Below are 19,236 nucleotides of genomic sequence, written 5' to 3' on the forward strand. Positions count from 1 at the left end.
GTCGCATTCGGGGCTATTTATCCACCTTGCGCAAGCAGAATATCAATCTTTTAGACGCTCTCGTTGGATTGTTCTCGGGCAATCCTGTGTCGCTTAAACCACAGCCTGAGTAGTTACAAGTCAAGAACCTAATACTAGCAATTTCAATCAGTAGCAATCTCAATTAGTTCAATCATACTGAGTAAAGTTGAAATTTTCGGAGGCAACCTTACCCGCTCTACCTGGCGATCGAGAAAGCAATAAAATAGTCCACTTGGATAGCTTGATATATAGGCTTAAGTTGATAAATATTCTTTTATCTATAGTCAAAAATCATGGTCAACTACTCAGGAATAGGCAACGTTACCACAAAAATAGTCTGGACTCCTTGTACTGTCTCGAGTTTTAAGGTGCCATTATGTTGCCTGACAATGATTTCATAGGCCATCGAGAGTCCTAGGCCAGTTCCCTCACCTGTAGGCTTAGTCGTAAAGAACGGCTCAAAAATTTTACTTTGGTACTCTGGCTGAATTCCAATTCCATTGTCTTGAATACAAATCTGTACATTGCTTCCTAACTGTCGAGTGGACACCGATAGCATAGGAATAAACTCTTTTCCTTCAAGTTTTTGTTTACTTTGCATAGCATCAAATGCATTGTCAATCAGATTGATAAATGCACGACACAGTTCGTTAGACAACAGCTGTAACTGCCCAATATTAGCGTCATAATCGCGGTGAATAGTGACATTAAATCCTTGGTGCTGAACTCGTTTGCTGTGGTAGGTCAGATCGATAGCTTCATCTAATAAACCATTCAGATCTGTCAATTGAGGCAAACTGTTTTCCATCCGCGCATGCTGCATCATGCTGCTAATAATCTGCTCAGCCCGCTGACCATGGAGATAAATCGTTCCTGAGTTGGTTTTGAGATCTGTAATCAGATCCTGAATGACCGATCGCGTTTCTGGCTTCAGTTGTGAGACTTGGGTGTCTATGGCTTCCAGCAGATCATCTAAAAGCTCGATCGAGCCCTCAGCATAGTTATTGACAAAATTCAGAGGGTTGCGAAGTTCGTGGGCAATTCCAGCGGTAAGCGTGCCTAAAGCCGCTAATTTCTCGTGGACAATCATTTGTTTTTGAGCAGTTTTCAAATCCTCTAAAGCCTGTTGCAGGGCAGCTTCAGCAGTTTTTCGATGCTCGATCTCCTCGGCAAGTTGAATATTTTGAGCTCTAAGGGTGTGGGTCAGGTTTTGAATTCGCAGATGGGTTTTGACTCGGGCGATGACTTCTTCTTTCTGGAACGGCTTGGTAATGTAATCCACCCCCCCCAATTCTAAAGCCCTCACTTTGTCGCTGGTATCATTTAATGCGCTTAAAAAGATAATGGGAATCTCCTGAGTGCGAGGATCCGCCTTTAAGCGCTGGCAGGTCTCATACCCATTCAATCCCGGCATCATGATATCTAACAAAATCAAATCAGGTGGATCCAGTTGTGCAGCATCTAGGGCGTGGGATCCATTCAGAACTTTCCGGGATTTATAGCCCTCACTGCTTAGCATCTCTGACAACAGTCGGACATTATCCACTTTGTCATCAACGATTAGGATGTTGGCTCGATCAACCATCGTTTTTCTCTGAGCGATGAGGAGGAATATACAGTTAGATTAACCCATCACTTACCGTCAGGCTGAACCAGCGTTCAAGCAAGATTGTTAAGATGAAGGGATAGATGAGATTTTATGGGCTGAGCAACCAGTCATTTGGGTAGCCTTCGATCGACCGTTGTACGATTGCACCTCATTCTCTATGTATCTGCACCCTCTCCCCAGTGTATCAGTCGATTGCTAGAGAATATCAAGGTGTCACTTTTTAAGAAAGGCGCGATCGGGCAGAGGAATTGAGAATTCTTCCGTCCCATTCCCCTCATTACACTCGTACTGATCCCCCATCAGGAATCGTGAAGCGAGATCGGAGGAATCGCTACAATAGTCATGGCATCGTCTTAGAGGCTAGCCTATGACTCAAGCCGCTAATCTAACAACCTCGCAAAATTATCTAACCTTGGAAGACTATCTGACCTATGACGAGGGAACTGAGATTCGGTATGAATTAGTGAACGGGGAACTGGTGGAAATGCCTTCAGAGAGCGACCTCAATGGGCTAATTGTCGTGATTCTGATGTTTGCCCTTAGCCGCTTTGTGCCTCCCGATCGCTTCCGAGTCAAAACTGAAATCGCGGTGAGTGGTTATCGAGCAACAGCGCGAATTCCTGATTTGATGGTGCTGACGGAAGACGCAGCAATGGCACTCCAAGGGGCAGCAAGAAGCATTTTACTGCCAGATATGCCGCCTCCAGCGCTAGTAGTGGAGGTGGTGTCTCCGGGAGTTGAAAATGAGCAGCGGGATTATCGTTATAAGCGATCGGAATATGCAGCACGAGGAATCCAGGAATACTGGGTGGTCGATCCAACGGCAGCGCAGGTGATGGTGCTGATGTGGGTAGCCGGATTGTATGAAGAGGCAGTGTTTAAGGGAGATCAGCGGATTGTTTCAGCCCTCTTTCCAGAGTTTCAACTGACCGCCGCACAGGTGTTACAGGCAAAACTGGATTAGTTGAGTCATGATTCTACAAGGGGGGCGATCGTGCAAACTTAAGTATCACTGGAAAATGGGTTTGGATTAAGTGTTTGACCTGAAGCTAACTCATCAGCAAAGCGTGTATTCAGACGCATAAAGTATAAATTCCAATCGACTTGTCCACTAAATCGATAGAAGTGTAACATTGCTTCTTCAAAAGCCTGCCTCGCTAACTCACGCCCTTTTTTCGGTTCTATTTCACTAATATGAAGCAGAGCTAATGTCTCAAACCCACAAGATGCAGCTACTAATGCATCTTGCATAGGGATAGGAAAGGCTAAACCGGGACTGCCTTCTACTAATTGCGCTCCTTGCAAAAGCACTTTGGTCTGTTCTAGGAATTCATCGCATTGTCTCAGTAATAGACTTACTTGAGCTGGTTCATAGTGGAGCAATGTCCTCGCTCTCTTGACATTTGATCCAGTGCCTCCTGAAAGCTCTTGCCGAGCATCGATGATACAAAATGCATACTTTGCTAGTTCAGCTAATTCAGCTTGTGCCGCATGTAAGCCTAACTTTGTCAACACAAGTTGTGAGTTTGATTCGTCTTTCCAGTGGGTAATTGCTCTTTCTAAAAGCTTTCGCCCAATTTCTAGATCACCCGCTTTGATGAACGTACTAGACATCCAATCTGATGTTGCTTCAATCGGATAATCTGGATCGCTATGTTCCATGTGCCAATTACGCTGCTCCAGCATCACACGGGCGTTATGACGATACCAATACTTTGCTTCGTCCCATCTCTCAAGTGCCCAACAAGTATCAGCTAAATCAAGATTTAATCTAAGGTCGAAATAGTAAGGCATATCACCTTCTCGCAGGGCAACTTCTGCCTCAGCTGCATCGGCAACTTGAGCCTCAATGCCATACTGGTAGATGGTTTGTAAGATTTCTTTTAATTCTCCATTCATGCGTTAATGTTTAATCATTTCTTGAAAACTTTTAGAATTGATACTTCACGTCCATGTCTGATCAGGGCCGCTACTTGTTTATACAGTTTGCTCAACTTTGCCCAATCAGGCGTAACAATAATGACTGGTGCATCTACCAGTTTACTTTGCAAAAACTTTCTCATACCTGCTATATCACTTTCCAAATTTAATTTCTTTAGTACTCTTCGCAATCGTTCTCTGCCAGCTCGCGCATTAGGATGTTGACTATTTAGGAAACCATCGATCGCATTGGCTGTCCAACCTTTTCCAGTTTGCGTGCCTGCTGCTCTACTGCCAAGCTCAGGTACATGAGGAGAACCTTCTGAAACAAATTTCATTTCGAAGTGATAAACATTAATCTTTCCCGTAGTATTATCGTAAACAATTCCAATCCGATCTACTCCCCATCCTGAACCACCTCTATATTGACCAGGAATGACAAAGTCCATTTTTGGTAGACCATCGGATCCTTTTAGTAGAGCCTTCTCCACGTAAACCTCAAATTCTCCTCCTGTGAGAATAATAGGTTGTTTAGGAGGAGTTGTAACTCCTCCTGGACTTCCCCCACCAGCCCGTTGTATTAACATTGGACTCACAGTAGTTGGTGTAGTCTCAGGTGTATCTGGGCCAAGGTCAATTTGATGGCGTGTAGCACTACCTCCGATCTGATAATCCGGTTCATCATTTGCCAATTCATGGAGCCCAATCGCTACACCTGCACCTGCTGCCGTCATTCCTATCTCTTTCGCTGCCTCACGTCCGGCTTTTTTACTGGCCTCCTCTGCTATTTGTTCCATGAGTTCTCGCTCTGCCACCTTAAGAGCAGAGCGAGCTCCAACCTTTGCACCTGTTGTTCCAACTTTTCCTGCACCATAGACATCTAAGAAAACAGACACTGTTTGGATAATCGCATCTAACAGTTGGGCACTAACTTGTCCCTCAGCGATTAATGCTAAATCCTCCTTAACCTCAGCATCAGCAAGGGTTGACAAGTCCAGATATTTTTCCCAACTCATACCAGCCTGGGTAGCACCAATTCCTACACCAAAACCAATAAGGAAAACAGCGCTGGCACCACCCGTAAAAGGGGCAGCAATCAACGCCGCCGCTGCCACAAGGCTCAAACCCAAATCAGCCCAGAATGCACGCGCCTCATGACCTTTGATATCATCTTTAGCAATATCCTGGTAAAAAGGCTGCTCCCAAGGGTAACGAGGAATAAAAATATCTTTGGGAGAACCGTTAAAAAGTTGAGACTGGATGAGCATTAAGTCATAATATTCAATGTCTTCTGTGCGAATTTTCTCGTCAGATTCGTCAAGCTTCTCTCTTGTTATTTGCATTACTTCAGCGACAGTTGCCTGTGCCTTAGTTGCATCACCAGCCTGAACTAATGCCTCCAGTTTATTTTGCTGAATTAGAATATAGATTGAAGGATAAAGGCTAGCAAAGGAAGAAATAATGGCATCAACACGATCGTATTGATTTTTAGCTTCTTCCCAAGTTGGCCATGGTGGAGATTCGTTTCCCTCAGGAGGGCGCTCTGGTTGTGCCTCAGGGTTAAATTTAGCTGCAACTTGATATGGAGTCCCTGTCTCTATTTCATATTCGGTATTGTAGCCAACGTAAATCTGGCGAAGTTGATCTAAGATATTCTTAAGCTGAAGGATATTCGGAGCAACCGATCGAACTGCCTCTAGGTAACCAGGTGTCTCTGCAATGGTCTTTCCAGTAGCTTCTAGGTCGATTCCATAGCGTTCAGCCTCGGTTAATAATGCTTTCCTATTTTCAGCAATATATGTTCTAGCTAAATCTAGAACATCCCACTTAAAAGCATATTTCTGGGGTTGGAGGTATTCACTCAGTTGATCACTCTCCCAAAGTGACTTTTTCCAAAAGTCTCGGTTTTCCTCGGCAATCACGGAGATGTTTGGTTCAAAACTGATCCAGATCTGGGCAATTGCGCCCTCCTCCTCGTCAGTAACAACTCCATCAATCATTTCTTGCACAAATCTCATGCGTAGCCAAGCTGGGATTGTTACCAACTTTTCACTGGCAGCAGTAGTTATCTCATAGGCAACATCATCTCGATCGCTACTCGAAAGTTTGTTTAATACTTCACTTGCCAAAAGACTTTGAGAGGGTAGCCGATCCGCTAAATCCTTCCCAAGTTCCTCTTCGTTTAAGTTGCCAATCCAGTTTGTATGCTCATCAATGAGTTGATCTGCTGTGACTGATTGTGGTGCATCCTGACGCTGAATGGAACTCCAACTAACAGGATTCATCAACGGCACTAGACTATTCCTATCATCACCCACGAAAGACAACTGAGCTTGAAATTTCCCAGTTTGTTGCATTACATGGGTCAACTCATGGGCTATCAATTGCTGACCTGCTTTGGACGCGGGATGATACTTGCTAGCAGCAAAATAAATATCCTGACGATGGGTAAACGCTTGAGCATTGATTGCTCGATTCATTTGTGCCGCTTCACCATCCGTATGCACTCGCACCTGGCTGAAGTCTGCACCAAAGCGCGGTTCCATGAACGATCGAGTTTCCTCTGGCAGTGGTTGCCCCTTTCCCTGACTTGCTCGTAACCGTTCCTCTAACTCCGAAGTAACCTCAGGAGCCTGCCCAGACGCTTCCTTTGCCTGAATTTTTCCTTGTTTCTTGTCTTCGTCTTCCTCTTTCAGTTCTTGCTTTTGCAGAGGGAATGGATGGGCTACAAATGGCAGATTTGAGCGAACCCAGGGTCCTCTTGCTGCGGCATCTGGAGCCGGCATCCGCATTACCCGATCGGCCACCCGATCGGCCTCCTGCTCATACGGGTCATTCGGAGCACCGATCGTCAGCTTAGGTTGAATCCAGTTATGCAAAACCGGAGCTGTAACCGTATCCGAATCTTTTCGTCGATCGCCCGTCAGTTTCCGCCGCTGACAATCCTCACATTCCCCCGTTAAGCCCGCCGCATTGCCGCATTCACATTTGCGCTGCAATAACCCCGACTGATCCACATTGAGCGTGGGTTGTGGAGTCAGTTTCGTTGTGGTTTGGGTTTTCTGGGTCATCCGCCTAACCCTCCATAGATCGATCGGGCAACCTCCGTTCCAATTCCCTCCGTCTTCGCCCCTACTGTCATATTAAACGATCCGCCATCAATCTGATCCGCTTGCCCACCTTGCATCAATGTTGGCGGAATTCCTTGTTCTGTCAGCAGTCGCGTTAACTCCTGTTGAATGGCAGCATACATACGATCGCGATTCCCAGGGGGAAATCCATGGAGTACAAGTTGATCGATATGAATATGAATATGACCTGATTGCATTAGATCCAACCTCCTATTTCAGTTTCCGTTAGCGTTTTTTCGAGCTTAATATATTCACTACGAGTTGCTTGTAGCAAATGTTCCATGCACACCGAGTCACCCGCATCCGCTGCAAGAAACGCCGCATTTAAGGCAATATTACGAATATTACCGCCAGCAATATTGAGTTGCGCCAGCTTATCAAAATTTAATTGCTCTGTGGGAAGCTTAGCTGGAAAAATGCGTTGCCAAATTTCTCGTCGTTGCGCCCAATCGGGAAAGGGAAACTGCACCACAAAGCGAATCCGGCGCAGAAATGCCGTATCGATCGCACTACGAAGGTTCGTCGTCAGAATCGCTAAACCACGATAGGCTTCCATCCGTTGCAGCAAATAACTGACCTCGATATTGGCATAGCGATCGTGGGAATCCTTGACCTCACTGCGTTTGCCAAATAGTGCATCTGCTTCGTCAAATAACAAAATTGCACCACCCGTCTCCGCTGCTTCAAAGACCCGCCGCAAGTTCTTCTCAGTTTCGCCAATGTATTTACTCACCACTTGGCTTAAATCAATCCGATAGAGATCTAACCGCAATTCATAGGCCAGCACCTCAGCAGCCATCGTTTTTCCCGTTCCGCTCGTCCCTGCAAACAGCGCACTAATTCCAAGCCCGTTAGCGCCCCGCACTGCAAATCCCCAAGTTTCATACACTTGCGTACGTTGGCGAACTTGAGCAACAATTTCTCTCAGCGTTTGCCGCTGCAATTCCGGTAGAACGAGATCATCCCAACCCGCGATCGTGGGAATCCGTTGAGCTAGATCATCCAATCGAGTTCTTGCCTGGACTCGGCAGGTATCCCACAGAGTATTAAATAACTCTTCTGATTTTAAATCAGATGGTGGAATGCCGACTGTTTGTAGATTGTTTTTTTTGTATTTAATTTGAGTCTCATTTAAGATAGTTTGAATGTTGATTGATGAGAGATTAAACTGTGCAACTAAGCGATCGATAGAATGTCTCCAATGAGTAGCTTTAGTTCCTAATACCTGTTGCCAAATTTGATGTTGTTCTATAGAGGTTAGTTTAGGTAAATCTAATCTAATGGTTGATCGTTGATTTAATACTAAAGGTTCTCTTCCTGCAACAATCACCATGCCGCGCAACTGTTCCACAAATCGTTGGAGTTGGGGTAAGCGATCGGGCGTGGCTGAGTCATAATCCACTAGTAGGGCACTCTGACTCAACAGCGCTTCCCGTTCCCATAAAGTGACCAACGCCTCTCGTTCTGCCATTATCGTTGGAAAATCCGCTGCTCGTAAGTATCCTAATTGCACGCCCAAGGTTGCACAGGCCATTGTGGCGATCGCGGTCTGTGCCTCCATTCCATTCCCACAGAGTTGAATCACAGGGGACATTCCAGGCTGTGACCACACTTCCACAATGTTTTCTACCAAACGCTGTTGCGACGGTGGTAAATCCGCCGGTTGCCAACAGGATTCGACTAGCCCCCGCAGGCGATCGTCAAAATAGGACACCCCCTGCAAGTAATGCAATATCCGCTCATCCACCGTCAATCGACTTTGGGTCAAACTATCACCCTTCGCCACTTCAATCAAGCGCCAACGCCGCAGTGGACGCACCGGAGTCAATGCACTCCAATGGGGCTCAGAGAATGCAGCCAAGGCCAAACTCAATGTTGGATACGTCAACTGTGGGTTACCCTGCACTTTGGCACACAGTTGAGCAATTTCCGCACTCATTTCACAGCCCACACAAAGCATCAGTAAGTCTTGCTCAAATTCCGTTAAATCAAAGATCCGGCTTAAAACGACTAAGGCCGGAGGATGGGAGGAAGATTGCGCGATCGTCGCTAATTCGGCCCAGGTTGGCGCAGCAGTAACCGATACAGGCCCCGAGGAGTTACGTTGTACCAAGCAGGACTGAAGAGCCGATTGAATTCTGACAAGAGCCGCCGCAAGATAGCGCTGGTTAACAGACTGCCAATGGGACATTGCTTCCGCAGAGGTGACTGAATTCATATGGCTCACCCCGAAATACTGCGCGTCAAGACTAAACTCTGGGGCGCATCAAACGTAAATCCTGTCTTACTTAAATTTGTGACGGTAAACGCATAGGTTCCGGGGGTACCGATCGTTTGGAATCTAGCAATACCCCGATCGCTGCCACTAGTAGCAGTGATTGCATTATCGACTAGTTGACTACCATCAGGAAGCGTCCAAACCCCAGAAACTAGCACTCCAGAACTTTCTACGCCCGTTTCGGTCAAAATCCTAACCGCTGCGACAACGGTTAATACATCTTGATCGCGATTGATATTCAAATTCAAATCAACAATTCTAAGGCAGTCATTAACACAATTTAACCTAACACTAGGTTGAATATATTGATTAAAGGTTACACTATCGGGATTATCATCGATTTCTAAAGGACTGGCAGCACCATCTACCCGTAACCGAGCTAAATATTGGCCTGCTTTAACATTCGGAAAGGTAAAACTGAGTTGATTACTATCAGCCTCTCGCGGAGTAAGATTCGCTGAGTATCCTGTTGAGCCACCCAGCTCATTTAAAAATAACGTTACCTGTTGATTTTTACGCACGATCGGAAGCACCTGAACAATCACAGTGACAGTTCCCGATCGAATACCTTCGGAAGCAGAAATTTGTAGAATCTTTGGCGCTAGGACAAATGGCATCAGGTTGGATTCAAACCCCCGGTGTAACCCCGAATCAGGGCCAAAATCGAGAAGTTGCTGAATCTGAAGAGTGTTAATTCCCGCTGATAAATTGCTAGGTACCGTCACTTGAACTTCTTGGTCGTTAAGGCGATCGGGGGCGACGGCAACCGTCCCAAAATTCACAGTCACTTGCTGGCTACGGAGATTGCGACCTTCAAGAATCAGTTGACTACCTGGGGTCGCAATTTGTGGCTTGACCGCAGCAATGACGGGTTGCTCGAAGGGTAAAATATGTAACCGTCGCTCCCGTACGGGCAGGGCAGATTTGGTTGATTTTTGACTGTCAATCAGAACAACAGACGCTTGATAAACCACCGTGGGCCGATACTGGGTTTGAATGGCTGACCATAGCTTAGAGACTTCTTCGGTACTCATGGGCTGGGCGGACAGTTTAATTTGTTCCAGTTGCTCCGCGAGGTCAGAGGTGGCTAGGGCACGGGCAGCAGGTTCACTACTGGATGCCAGGTTCCTCAAGGCCGATCGAATCACGTCACGACTAAGCACAGGCATTTCATGCAGCAGTTGCATGGCGTGGCCTAATAGAATTTCTGCATGGAATGCATCTTTAGTGTACGCAGTGATTAAATAGTGTAAATCTAGCGCTAACGGAGGATTGCTGATGCGATCTCCGCTACTGTTACGGGAAGGAAGACCCACGTTGCGCCAACTGGGATTAGGATTGGTTTGATAGAGAAATAAATTCAATCGATCGACGGTTTGTCCATTGGTTGCGCCCCCGCCTTCCGGATCGGGCGAAAGTACCGTAATCGTGGGCATTCCACCTAGAATGCTAGGAATGCCTTGCCGAATCAGGCCATTTTCCAAAAGACTTTTAATGACTGCGGTGACTGCACCGATCGCAAGGGCATTACTCATCCGCCACCTCCATTACGATGGTTGAGATAGTCCTGTAGAGATTGTTTGGGAGGATTCGCGGCAGGACGGGATCGAGCAGGCGGAGAGGCTTGGGGGATGGCACGAATATCAATGCGGCCAATGGTAATGTGAATCGTCGGGGCAGAGGATTCTAAGGCCGATTCTGGTGGATTCATTCCAGCCTGTCGCCCAGCCGAAGAGGGAGAATTTGGCATTGCCTCTGGTGGAGGAGCTACGGCAACTTTAGGGACTAAGGTTGGAATAACTGGAATAGGTACAATAGGCTGAGAAATGGGCAAAGATTGAGAAGAAATCAACTGATCAGAATTCGATCGAGGATTAGATGAATGATTTGACTTAGCATTTAATTGAGTATGTGATTGAGCGTTCAATCGAGTATCAGTTTGACCATTGATCTCAGCATGGACGATCAGTGGAGTCGGATATGTTTGAGAATTCTCCCGTTGATTAGAGGAATCGTTCGATCGTCTAGGAGAAACTTGCGTTAAGGATTGCACGAGCGGTTCCGCACGACTCGAAGACGCATCCGAAGCAGGCACGATCGACGATTCACGATTGACAGGATTCTGGATGGTAGCGGAGGAGGATAGGGGTTGGGCGATTGGATCAGACAGTGGGGGGTTAGAGGGTACAAAGTTCGAAGATATGACGGGTTCGATCGTCGATGGAGGTAGAACAGTCGATAGAGGAACCGTTAGTGATTCACTGAAGACCGATCTAGCATCTAATCTAGATTCTGCTTTTGTGGATTCTCCGACGGTGGGCAAAGGGTGAACTATTGAGGCATCTCCGATCGTCATGGATGGTTGGGGAACAGTCTCTGCACCGATTCCGGCATCGATCGTTACAGGTGACACCGTAGAATTGGAACCCGTTTCTGAGAATCGTTGAATAGTAGGTAGAGAAGCTTTTATTGTCTCTAGATTGATTGTCTCTGTAGGAGATACATCATTATTGGTAAAAGATAGTGGATGACTAGCGGAGTTAATAACAGGAATATCAGATAAGTTACTAGATGAATGACTGGCTATGTCAGTAGATATAGGATTGAACGAATTAGAAGATTGATGATTAAGGGGAGGATTTACAAAATTACTTTCCGATGAATTCGTTAATTGATCCGTTAGATAATTGGAAGCGCTGCTAGGAAGAGTAGAGGGTTGCACAGCGGGTACAAGAGGCGCGTCTAGAGGCGTTTCTGACGAAGATTGTCTCGATATTGGGCTAGAGGATTGACTCAACGGATTGGGAGTTAAAGCGGTGGAATGTTCGCTGAAACTTTCCATCGCCTCAGTCGGTTGGACAAACCCAGAATTCTGCATTGATCGAGATGGCTCACTTGGCTGCGAGGACTCGATTTGCTGAGCAGGTTCAGAGGAAAAATTAGATGGGGGACGAAGGGAGTCAGCATTGATGGTGTGGGTGGGCACGATCGAGTCTGTAAATGTAGATGCAGGATGAAGCGGCGTAGGGGAGGAAATTGGAGCGATCGGAGGTGCTTGCTGAGGGGTGACTCGATCGACCCCCACAGGTTCCATCCCAGTCGTTTCCATCCCAGTCGTTTCCATCCCAGTCATTCCTTCTACAGGAACAGGTGCCGCTGATATTGCAGAACTAAAAGTTTCAACCTTCGCGGTTTCGCTACTAGACGGAACTGAAGGCATTGCCTGCGATCGCTCGTCTAGGGTTTGAGTCGTGGGCGGTGTTGTCCAGCGGGGTAGATGGGCGATCGGTAACGTGGGTGCAGTTGGATCGACCAACGCCGATCGTGACACCGATCGTGAAAAGTCCTGCCCCCCTTCCAGCAGAGTCTCCCCAGGGGATAACGGTAATGATGGAGATGTCAACGGAAATGTGGATGGAGACGATAGTGGATCAGTAGCAGTAGCGGTAGCGTAATCAGAAGAAGAATTAGCAGAATGATCGGTAACAGCAGGATTATCGGTACCAGCAGTGATCACCGTAGCAGTAGTAAACGGAGGGGCAAACATCGAATCAATCCGAGGCTGCACCAGCGGAGTCCGATCTAAGGTACGGGCTGCTAGTTGGGTCATTAGATCCGTCATTTACGTGACTAGCTCCAGATAAAATTGCCGTCGCGTTGCACTCATGGTCAAAATATCACCCTCTCGCCAACCATAGGCACGGGCCAAGAGATGCACCTCCCGTAACAATCGTTTGGCCTGCACCGTTAACTCCGTCCAGAAAAATGACACAATATCAAACAACACCTGCCACGTATGGCCACAGTTGGGGCACACCAAATCGAGTAACAGTTCCGCTTGGGGATCAACCGTGGTCATATGCTGGGATAATCGCATCAATACCGAGGGCGGCAACTGTTGCGCTTCGATCGTCTGTCCCGATTGCGTTATCCGATGTAGACAGCGTTGGGTTAACTGCTGCGCCGCGATCGCCACCTCCCGACAGCCCACCACCGCCGCCAAATCCCGACTCGTCGGCAAACTAAATTGAATCTCAAATCCGTCTAGCGTGACCGATTGTGTTACAGAACTAATGGCCTCCGGTTCCGCAAGCTGGAGATCTGGGACTTGTAGACTAAATTCCAACGCCTCACCGCAATGGGGACAGGTCGCAAAGCTCTCCAACTGCGAACCCAGCAAGCTCTGGCGCAGTTGAAGTAAATAGGCATCCCGTTGACCGATCGTGAGTTGTGTCAAGTCCTCCCCCGTTTTTTCAGGCAAGGCAAAGGCAAGCAACGTCATCGCTCGATCGAGGGGATGCTGAAATTGACCGATTTCCCAAATTTGCAGAATATCCTGGGCAGAAAGCGCACGCATGGGACTATTACTTCAGGTTAGGCGGGTTCCAGGAAGCTAGGCTCAGTGGGTTCTGTTACGTCATAATCGCGCTCCCAACCTTCATTTTGCAATTGAATACTCTGAATGGCGACAGCGTTGGCATTGGCATCCAGTTCCGGTTGAGCCGTAAATTCCGAGACCCAACAGCGAAAGACCTTGTAGGCGATCGCGAGTTGCCCTGCTTCGTTATACATTTCAATAATGATGTCTTTGCGAAAATCCTTCAGGGACACTTCCGCCCCCAACCCTGACCCATAATTCCAGACTTTATTGGCCCATTGTTCAAAGTCTTTATCATGGGTCACACCGCGCTCCAGCATGATGGGCTCATATTTCGATTGGCCGGGAGAGTGGCGTGGACTGCTGGGATCGCCGCCTGCGCGATGGGTAACTACTTCGGTGGTTCGTTTCAGCGCCCCAACTTTACTGATGCCCGCAACATATCGCCCGTCCCATTTCACCCGAAATTTAAAATTCTTGTAGGGATCAAAGCGTTGAGCATTGACACTAAACTGAGCCATGCGTTTCTCCTCGTGTAAATCAATTATTGTCGTGAATGCTAATCGATCTAGTCACAAAATAGCTGCTTATCCTAATCCTAGCGGACTCGATCGGGGTTCTGGCTATTTACGCTCTAAGTCATTATTAGTGATGGCAAATGGTTAGTAATCGCAAATGGTTAGTGATGGCAAATGGTTAGTAATCGCAAAAGGATGATCCCCCAAACGCCCCTGAAGGCAGGAATTTTCAAACAAATTTGCAAGCATTTGGCTGACTGCACTGTTGTAAGGGAGCGTAGGGAGGATCGGATCTAGCGCGGGTAAGGCTCTCCAGAAACAGCCCCCCTTAGGCTCTTACTAAGTCGCAATTTGACCTGCAATTTGTTGGAATTTGATGATGACAAACTCAGCCGGTTTCAAGGGCGCAAATCCCACCACAATATTCACGATGCCTCGATCGATATCGTTCTGCGTCGTGGTTTCTTTGTCGCACTTGACGAAGTAGGCTTCCTTGGGGGTGGAACCTTGGAACGCACCTTGGCGGAACAGGGTGTTGAGAAAGGCACCAATATTCAGCCGAATCTGTGCCCAGAGCGGCTCATCATTCGGTTCAAATACGACCCATTGCGTCCCCCGATAGAGACTTTCTTCTAGGAAGAGTGCCGTGCGACGAACCGGAATGTATTTCCATTCCGAGGCGAGGCGATCGTCTCCGTCTGTCGTTCGCGAGCCCCAGACGACATTGCCATAGGCTGTGAAGTTGCGCAGACAATTGACGCCCAAAGGATTCAGTTGGCCGTTTTCGCCATCCGTCAAATTCACAGACAGCCCCCGCACCCCTGTCATTCCGGCCTCCGTACCCGCAGGAGCCTTCCAGACGCCTCTCTGGGCATCCGTTCGCGCAAAAATGCCCGCAATCACCCCGCAAGGCACAAAGGTATCCAGGCGGTTCTCTTTGAGGGGATCGGCCAGCTTGACCCGTGGGAAGAAAAGGGCGGCATTTTTCTTAAATCCCCCGATCGGTTCAAGAATCGAGGTTAACCCCTTCAATGCTTTGTCCTTGGTATCCCAATCCATTGGTGGATCGGCAATTAACATAGCACGGCGATCGCTACAGTATTTAGCAGCAACGCCCAGCACCGTCGGTGAGACATCCAAGGAGCGATTAACCGGGGGAATGCAAAGAAGATTGAATAAATCCGCTTTTTCCAAGGCATACATCCCCGTCTTGTCCCCTTGGCTACCGAGGTAGAAACTCTCATCCGTCGGCGTGTCGCCATCGGCCCCCTTATCGGGATCAACAGGCGCGATCGGCGTTGTGGTTACTTCAGGCCGACCGGACGGTAAGGAACTCTTTTCATCCCAATCTAAAAAGGTGGATTGGAGTTTCAGGACATCCGCCACATAGCGGGTTGCAGTGGCATCAATATCGAGGTTCCGAATCGTCTCGCGGGCTTTAACTTCACCATCTTCAACATATTCAACAAATAAATTGAACTGTCCAGGTTTACCCGTATCATGATCAACACTCACTCGTAGATTATTGCCCCAACTGCCTTCTCCCTTCGCTTTCAGCACAAGATTTTCAACAATATCTTCCCCAGCACGATTCTTAGTTTTGTGGGGGAGTTGAATCTTAGCGACCTTGGCTGCATCTGCCCCGCCCGCCAACGGCACATCCTGCGATGTCACATCCAAACGGCTGCCTAGCTTACTCCCAGGTTTAACCCGCACGGGTTTATCAGCCAGTCTTGCAGAAACTTCGTCAAATTTGATATTGCTAACCGTATCGGTTTCTGAACCTTTTTTAATCAACAAATTGAAATGCTGATCGTCGGAAACGCTATCGTGATTGACTGCGAGGGCGTAATCATTACCACTTTGCCCCACCTCCGCCGCTTCTAGTTCAAGGTCATCATTGCCCGCTTTTAAGGTTGCTTTAGCTTTTAATCCAGGATTGGCAAGGCGTACTATTAGAGCATCCACGCCGCCATTAAGGAAAAATTGCTGCACCGCATAACTCATGGTGCTATCGTAGGTTAATCCCCCAAATAATCGCTCAAAATCGCCAAAATTTTGAATTCGGACGGGATCATTCGTGGGGCCTTTAAAGGTAAATCCAAGAAAGGCCGTAATCGAAGTGGCAACTCCGGTAATAGTGCGCACACCACTGGGAATTTCCTCAATGTAAACGCCAGGATAGGTGGGGGTAACAGGCATAGAAGCGTTCTCTCCTTAGCGGATAAAGCTGTACCAATCAAAATGTCGCAAAAAGATTTCGATCGTTCGGGAATTCGAGGGTCTCTGTATCTATATTGTCTATAGTCAGTCCTGCTTTACAAGCCTAGTCCTGCTTTACAAGTCTAGTCCTGCTTTACAAGCCTAGTCTTGATCTGTAGCTCAGTCCCGTAGCTCAGTCCTCATTGAGCCAAAATTGCCTAATTAATGATCATTATGATGGGAAGCAATTTAGACTCATGACTTACCTTGAATCCTAATTGACGATTGATAAATCCTCTATTAAAGTTCAGAGCTTTTTACTTGTTTTAAATTAACTTAATGAGAACAGTGACCTGAGATGCAGACCTGAGAGTTACCGTATCACTTCTTAAAAAAATTATCCGTTAAATTTCAGCGATCGTAGAACCGATCGTAGAACCGATCGATTCCAAGATCGTGGCATCGATCGTCCATATCCGCGTCTAGAAGGTACCCAAATGAGTGATGGCCCTGACCCCAACCAACTTCATCCCATTGCAGCCCATCCCAGAGTCTGCTTCATTAAAAATTGTCTGACCGTTTCTAACATTATCGTGGGGGATTATTCCTACTATGATGATCCCAGCGATCCCGAAGGCTTTGAACGCAATGTTTTGTATAACTATGGTGTAGATCAGTTAATTATTGGTAAATTTTGCGCGATCGCGACGGGCGTGAAATTTATTATGAATGGGGCTAACCATAAACTAGACAGCATTTCTACCTATCCATTTCCCATTTTTGGCCAAGGCTGGGAAGCCTACTTGGAGCAAATATTAGACCTTCCCAGTCGGGGCGATACGGTCATTGGGAATGATGTTTGGATTGGCTATGAGGCGGTGATTATGCCGGGAGTCCAGATTGGAGACGGCGCGATCGTCGCGGCTAAATCCGTCGTCACCAAAAACGTCCCCCCCTACACGATCGTAGGAGGCAATCCCGCCCGCCCAATTCGCCAGCGGTTTAGTGATGCAGAGGTTGAAAAACTACTGGAAATTCGTTGGTGGGACTGGGACATTCAAACCATTACCCAAGCGCTGCCCCTCCTGATGTCCCGACAAATTGACGCACTTTATACGATCGCCCAAACTCAGCAACCTTCTCCATAATATTGCTGTACCGTAAACTCTGTGGTGTAATAGCGGGATTGATAAGTACGGTTTGTAGGCAGTGGGTGTGCAGTGGGTATGACGATCGGACTTTGGATTTTTGGGGATCAGCTTTCGCCGCACCATGCAGCCCTAACCGCGCTCAGTCCCGCTAGCCCGATTATCCTGATCGAATCCTTGGCCCACGTGCGGGTACGGCCCTACCACCAACAGAAGCTCGTGCTGGTGTGGTCTGCCATGCGCCACTTTGCCCAAACGCTGCAACAGCAGGGCTGGCAGGTTACCTATGCCGAAGCGGAGGAGTTTCGATCGCCCTTGCTGGCTTGGATTGAGGCGCAGCAGATTACGGAATTGCGGGTCATGGCTCCGATCGACAAGCCCTTTGCCCAGCAGTTAGCCACCCTAGATTTGCCCTGCCCCATGACGATCGTCCCGAATAATCAATTTCTCTGGAGTGCGGAAGAATTTATACCGTGGGCCAAGTCCCGCAAACGGCTCCTGATGGAGGATTTTTATCGCGCCAGTCGCAAGCGCTTTAATATCCTGATGGACGATGGGGGACAACCGATCGGCGGCAGTTGGAACTTTGATCAGGAAAATCGCAAACCGCCGAAAAAGAACGACCCCACGTTTCAGCCCCCTGCGCCGCTGTGGTTTGAACCCGATGACATCACCCAAACCGTAATGCAAAAGGTGCGCGACCTCGATTTCCCCACCTATGGACAGATCGATCGCTTTGGTTGGGCCGTGACACGATCGCAGGCGCAGCAGGTGTTAGCGCATTTTATCGCCACGCGCTTAGCCACCTTTGGCCCCTACGAAGATGCAATGGTGACGGGGCAGGATACGCTATGGCATTCCCTGTTATCTCCCTATTTGAATTTGGGACTTTTGCACCCGATCGAAGTGGTAGAGGCCGTAGAAGCTGCTTTCCGAGAACGGGCGGATCTACCACTCAATAGCGTGGAAGGCGTGATTCGTCAGGTGATGGGTTGGCGGGAATACATGCGGGGCGTGTATGTCTACAGCGCGGAGAACTATGGGGATAGTAACTGGTTTGGCCATCAACAACCGTTACCCAACTTTTTTTGGAATGCGAGCCAAGCACCGATGAATTGCTTACGGCAATGCCTAGATCAAACCGAGCGATTAGGTTATGCCCACCATATCCAACGCTTGATGGTATTGAACAACTTCGCATTGATTGCTGGAATTTCACCCCAGGAAATTGAGCAATGGTTCCACGCAGCTTACATTGATGCCTACGATTGGGTCATGCAAACCAATGTTATTGGCATGGGGCAATATGCCGATGGGGGAATGCTGGCCTCCAAGCCCTATGCGGCTTCGGCTAATTATATTAACAAGATGAGTGATTATTGTAAGGGGTGTCAGTTCAATCCCAAAGCGCGGATTGGCGAAAAAGCCTGTCCTTTTAATTTTTTGTATTGGGATTTCCTCGATCGTCACCGCGAAAAACTAGCCCAGCAAGGCCGTATGAGTTTTATTTTGGCAAACTTGGATAAGATGCCAGAGGCAGAACTCGAGGAAATCCGCCAGTTAGCTCGAACTTGGCAGCAACATGGGTAGCATTCTGGACAACCTCACGATCATTCCGCAGAATTCCAACGGGTACAGAGGCTCATGACGCTACCCATCGGTAGGGTGAGCAGTTGTTCCCGAATCGCGTTTTCCGTGGCTAGCCAGGGCAAAGGACGGCTCCAGTCCCCCATGGGTGCAAAGCCCCGTTGATGCAGATTTTTAATTGTTGCCAACACATCTCGCCGATCGCCGATGACTAACACCCGCACGGGGCGTCGTTCGGGGTTGGTTTCTCTGCGGGTCAAAATTGCAGCGGAATCCGTCGATCGGCCTTCACTGGCGCGATCGTCAATGTACTCAGTCATATGAGCTTCTCCTAAGTTTTTGGTCTTCCGGTAAGAAAACCAAAAATCTAGCCATCCTGCCTCTTTGCAGCGACGAACAGGAAGGCTTTTGGAGTGCTAAAATCTCCAAAGCCTCTGCGTTGCC

The 19,236-nt window shown here is 47.9% G+C and carries 14 protein-coding genes; 3 read left to right on the forward strand and 11 right to left on the reverse strand.

Going from position 1 to position 19,236, the window contains the following annotated elements; genetic code table 11:
- Window positions 1-322: 322 nt before the first annotated feature.
- Entirely contained in the window at window positions 323-1,606 is a 1,284-nt protein-coding gene (locus ACN4EG_RS24010; RefSeq protein ID WP_431632801.1) for a hybrid sensor histidine kinase/response regulator, read from the reverse strand.
- 391 nt (window positions 1,607-1,997) lie between these two features.
- Here ACN4EG_RS24010 and ACN4EG_RS24015 point away from each other — a divergent pair, with 391 nt between their 5' ends.
- Window positions 1,998-2,594, forward strand: a complete 597-nt coding sequence (locus ACN4EG_RS24015; RefSeq protein ID WP_431632802.1) for a Uma2 family endonuclease — start codon at window positions 1,998-2,000, stop codon at window positions 2,592-2,594.
- A gap of 38 nt (window positions 2,595-2,632) precedes the next feature.
- On the opposite strand, the gene ACN4EG_RS24020 is transcribed toward ACN4EG_RS24015, so the two are convergent.
- From ACN4EG_RS24020 to ACN4EG_RS24060, 9 genes are all read right to left on the reverse strand, one after another.
- Window positions 2,633-3,529 (reverse strand): hypothetical protein, encoded by an 897-nt coding sequence (locus ACN4EG_RS24020; RefSeq protein WP_431632803.1) that lies wholly within the window; start codon window positions 3,527-3,529, stop codon window positions 2,633-2,635.
- A 14-nt stretch (window positions 3,530-3,543) separates the two neighbouring features.
- A complete protein-coding gene (locus ACN4EG_RS24025; protein ID WP_431632804.1) occupies window positions 3,544-6,621 on the reverse strand; it encodes an eCIS core domain-containing protein in 3,078 nt (1,025 codons plus the stop codon).
- Complete coding sequence (locus ACN4EG_RS24030) at window positions 6,618-6,878, reverse strand: hypothetical protein (RefSeq protein ID WP_431632805.1); 261 nt, start codon at window positions 6,876-6,878, stop codon at window positions 6,618-6,620. Before ACN4EG_RS24030 ends, ACN4EG_RS24025 begins: the two co-directional genes overlap by 4 nt.
- Window positions 6,878-8,794 (reverse strand): ATP-binding protein, encoded by a 1,917-nt coding sequence (locus tag ACN4EG_RS24035; protein WP_431632816.1) that lies wholly within the window; start codon window positions 8,792-8,794, stop codon window positions 6,878-6,880. The genes ACN4EG_RS24030 and ACN4EG_RS24035 overlap by 1 nt, the downstream gene beginning before the upstream one ends.
- 110 nt (window positions 8,795-8,904) lie before the next feature.
- Entirely contained in the window at window positions 8,905-10,494 is a 1,590-nt protein-coding gene (locus ACN4EG_RS24040; RefSeq protein ID WP_431632806.1) for a Pvc16 family protein, read from the reverse strand.
- A complete protein-coding gene (locus ACN4EG_RS24045; protein ID WP_431632807.1) occupies window positions 10,491-12,581 on the reverse strand; it encodes a hypothetical protein in 2,091 nt (696 codons plus the stop codon). The genes ACN4EG_RS24040 and ACN4EG_RS24045 overlap by 4 nt, the downstream gene beginning before the upstream one ends.
- On the reverse strand, window positions 12,582-13,316 hold the full coding sequence (locus tag ACN4EG_RS24050; RefSeq protein WP_431632808.1) for a T4 family baseplate hub assembly chaperone: 735 nt from the start codon (window positions 13,314-13,316) through the stop codon (window positions 12,582-12,584).
- Between the two features lie 17 nt (window positions 13,317-13,333).
- On the reverse strand, window positions 13,334-13,858 hold the full coding sequence (locus ACN4EG_RS24055) for a phage tail protein (RefSeq protein WP_431632809.1): 525 nt from the start codon (window positions 13,856-13,858) through the stop codon (window positions 13,334-13,336).
- A 336-nt stretch (window positions 13,859-14,194) separates the two neighbouring features.
- On the reverse strand, window positions 14,195-16,057 hold the full coding sequence (locus ACN4EG_RS24060; protein WP_431632810.1) for a phage tail sheath family protein: 1,863 nt from the start codon (window positions 16,055-16,057) through the stop codon (window positions 14,195-14,197).
- Between the two features lie 497 nt (window positions 16,058-16,554).
- Here ACN4EG_RS24060 and ACN4EG_RS24065 point away from each other — a divergent pair, with 497 nt between their 5' ends.
- Both ACN4EG_RS24065 and ACN4EG_RS24070 read left to right on the forward strand, forming a co-directional pair.
- Window positions 16,555-17,205: a CatB-related O-acetyltransferase gene (locus tag ACN4EG_RS24065; protein ID WP_431632811.1), complete on the forward strand. Its 651-nt coding sequence runs from the start codon at window positions 16,555-16,557 to the stop codon at window positions 17,203-17,205.
- A gap of 78 nt (window positions 17,206-17,283) precedes the next feature.
- A complete protein-coding gene (locus ACN4EG_RS24070) occupies window positions 17,284-18,795 on the forward strand; it encodes a cryptochrome/photolyase family protein (protein ID WP_431632813.1) in 1,512 nt (503 codons plus the stop codon).
- 20 nt (window positions 18,796-18,815) lie between these two features.
- Here ACN4EG_RS24070 and ACN4EG_RS24075 read toward each other — a convergent pair whose 3' ends face one another.
- Window positions 18,816-19,112 carry a hypothetical protein gene (locus ACN4EG_RS24075; RefSeq protein ID WP_431632814.1) on the reverse strand — a complete coding sequence of 99 codons (297 nt, stop codon included), beginning with the start codon at window positions 19,110-19,112 and terminating at the stop codon, window positions 18,816-18,818.
- Between the last annotated feature and the right edge of the window lie 124 nt (window positions 19,113-19,236).

This window comes from Alkalinema pantanalense CENA528 (assembly GCF_050753345.1).
GTDB classification, from domain to species: Bacteria; Cyanobacteriota; Cyanobacteriia; order Leptolyngbyales; family Leptolyngbyaceae; genus Alkalinema; species Alkalinema pantanalense.

What these genes read in the sequence shown, in the direction of transcription:
- ACN4EG_RS24030 (WP_431632805.1), bottom strand. Translation starts at nt 6,878, where the DNA reads ATGCAATCAGGTCATATTCATATTCATATCGATCAACTTGTACTCCAT.
- ACN4EG_RS24010 (WP_431632801.1), bottom strand. Translation starts at nt 1,606, where the DNA reads ATGGTTGATCGAGCCAACATCCTAATCGTTGATGACAAAGTGGATAAT.
- ACN4EG_RS24075 (WP_431632814.1), bottom strand. Translation starts at nt 19,112, where the DNA reads ATGACTGAGTACATTGACGATCGCGCCAGTGAAGGCCGATCGACGGAT.
- ACN4EG_RS24055 (WP_431632809.1), bottom strand. Translation starts at nt 13,858, where the DNA reads ATGGCTCAGTTTAGTGTCAATGCTCAACGCTTTGATCCCTACAAGAAT.
- ACN4EG_RS24050 (WP_431632808.1), bottom strand. Translation starts at nt 13,316, where the DNA reads ATGCGTGCGCTTTCTGCCCAGGATATTCTGCAAATTTGGGAAATCGGT.
- ACN4EG_RS24060 (WP_431632810.1), bottom strand. Translation starts at nt 16,057, where the DNA reads ATGCCTGTTACCCCCACCTATCCTGGCGTTTACATTGAGGAAATTCCC.
- ACN4EG_RS24065 (WP_431632811.1), top strand. Translation starts at nt 16,555, where the DNA reads ATGAGTGATGGCCCTGACCCCAACCAACTTCATCCCATTGCAGCCCAT.
- ACN4EG_RS24015 (WP_431632802.1), top strand. Translation starts at nt 1,998, where the DNA reads ATGACTCAAGCCGCTAATCTAACAACCTCGCAAAATTATCTAACCTTG.
- ACN4EG_RS24045 (WP_431632807.1), bottom strand. Translation starts at nt 12,581, where the DNA reads ATGACGGATCTAATGACCCAACTAGCAGCCCGTACCTTAGATCGGACT.
- ACN4EG_RS24025 (WP_431632804.1), bottom strand. Translation starts at nt 6,621, where the DNA reads ATGACCCAGAAAACCCAAACCACAACGAAACTGACTCCACAACCCACG.
- ACN4EG_RS24040 (WP_431632806.1), bottom strand. Translation starts at nt 10,494, where the DNA reads ATGAGTAATGCCCTTGCGATCGGTGCAGTCACCGCAGTCATTAAAAGT.
- ACN4EG_RS24020 (WP_431632803.1), bottom strand. Translation starts at nt 3,529, where the DNA reads ATGAATGGAGAATTAAAAGAAATCTTACAAACCATCTACCAGTATGGC.
- ACN4EG_RS24070 (WP_431632813.1), top strand. Translation starts at nt 17,284, where the DNA reads ATGACGATCGGACTTTGGATTTTTGGGGATCAGCTTTCGCCGCACCAT.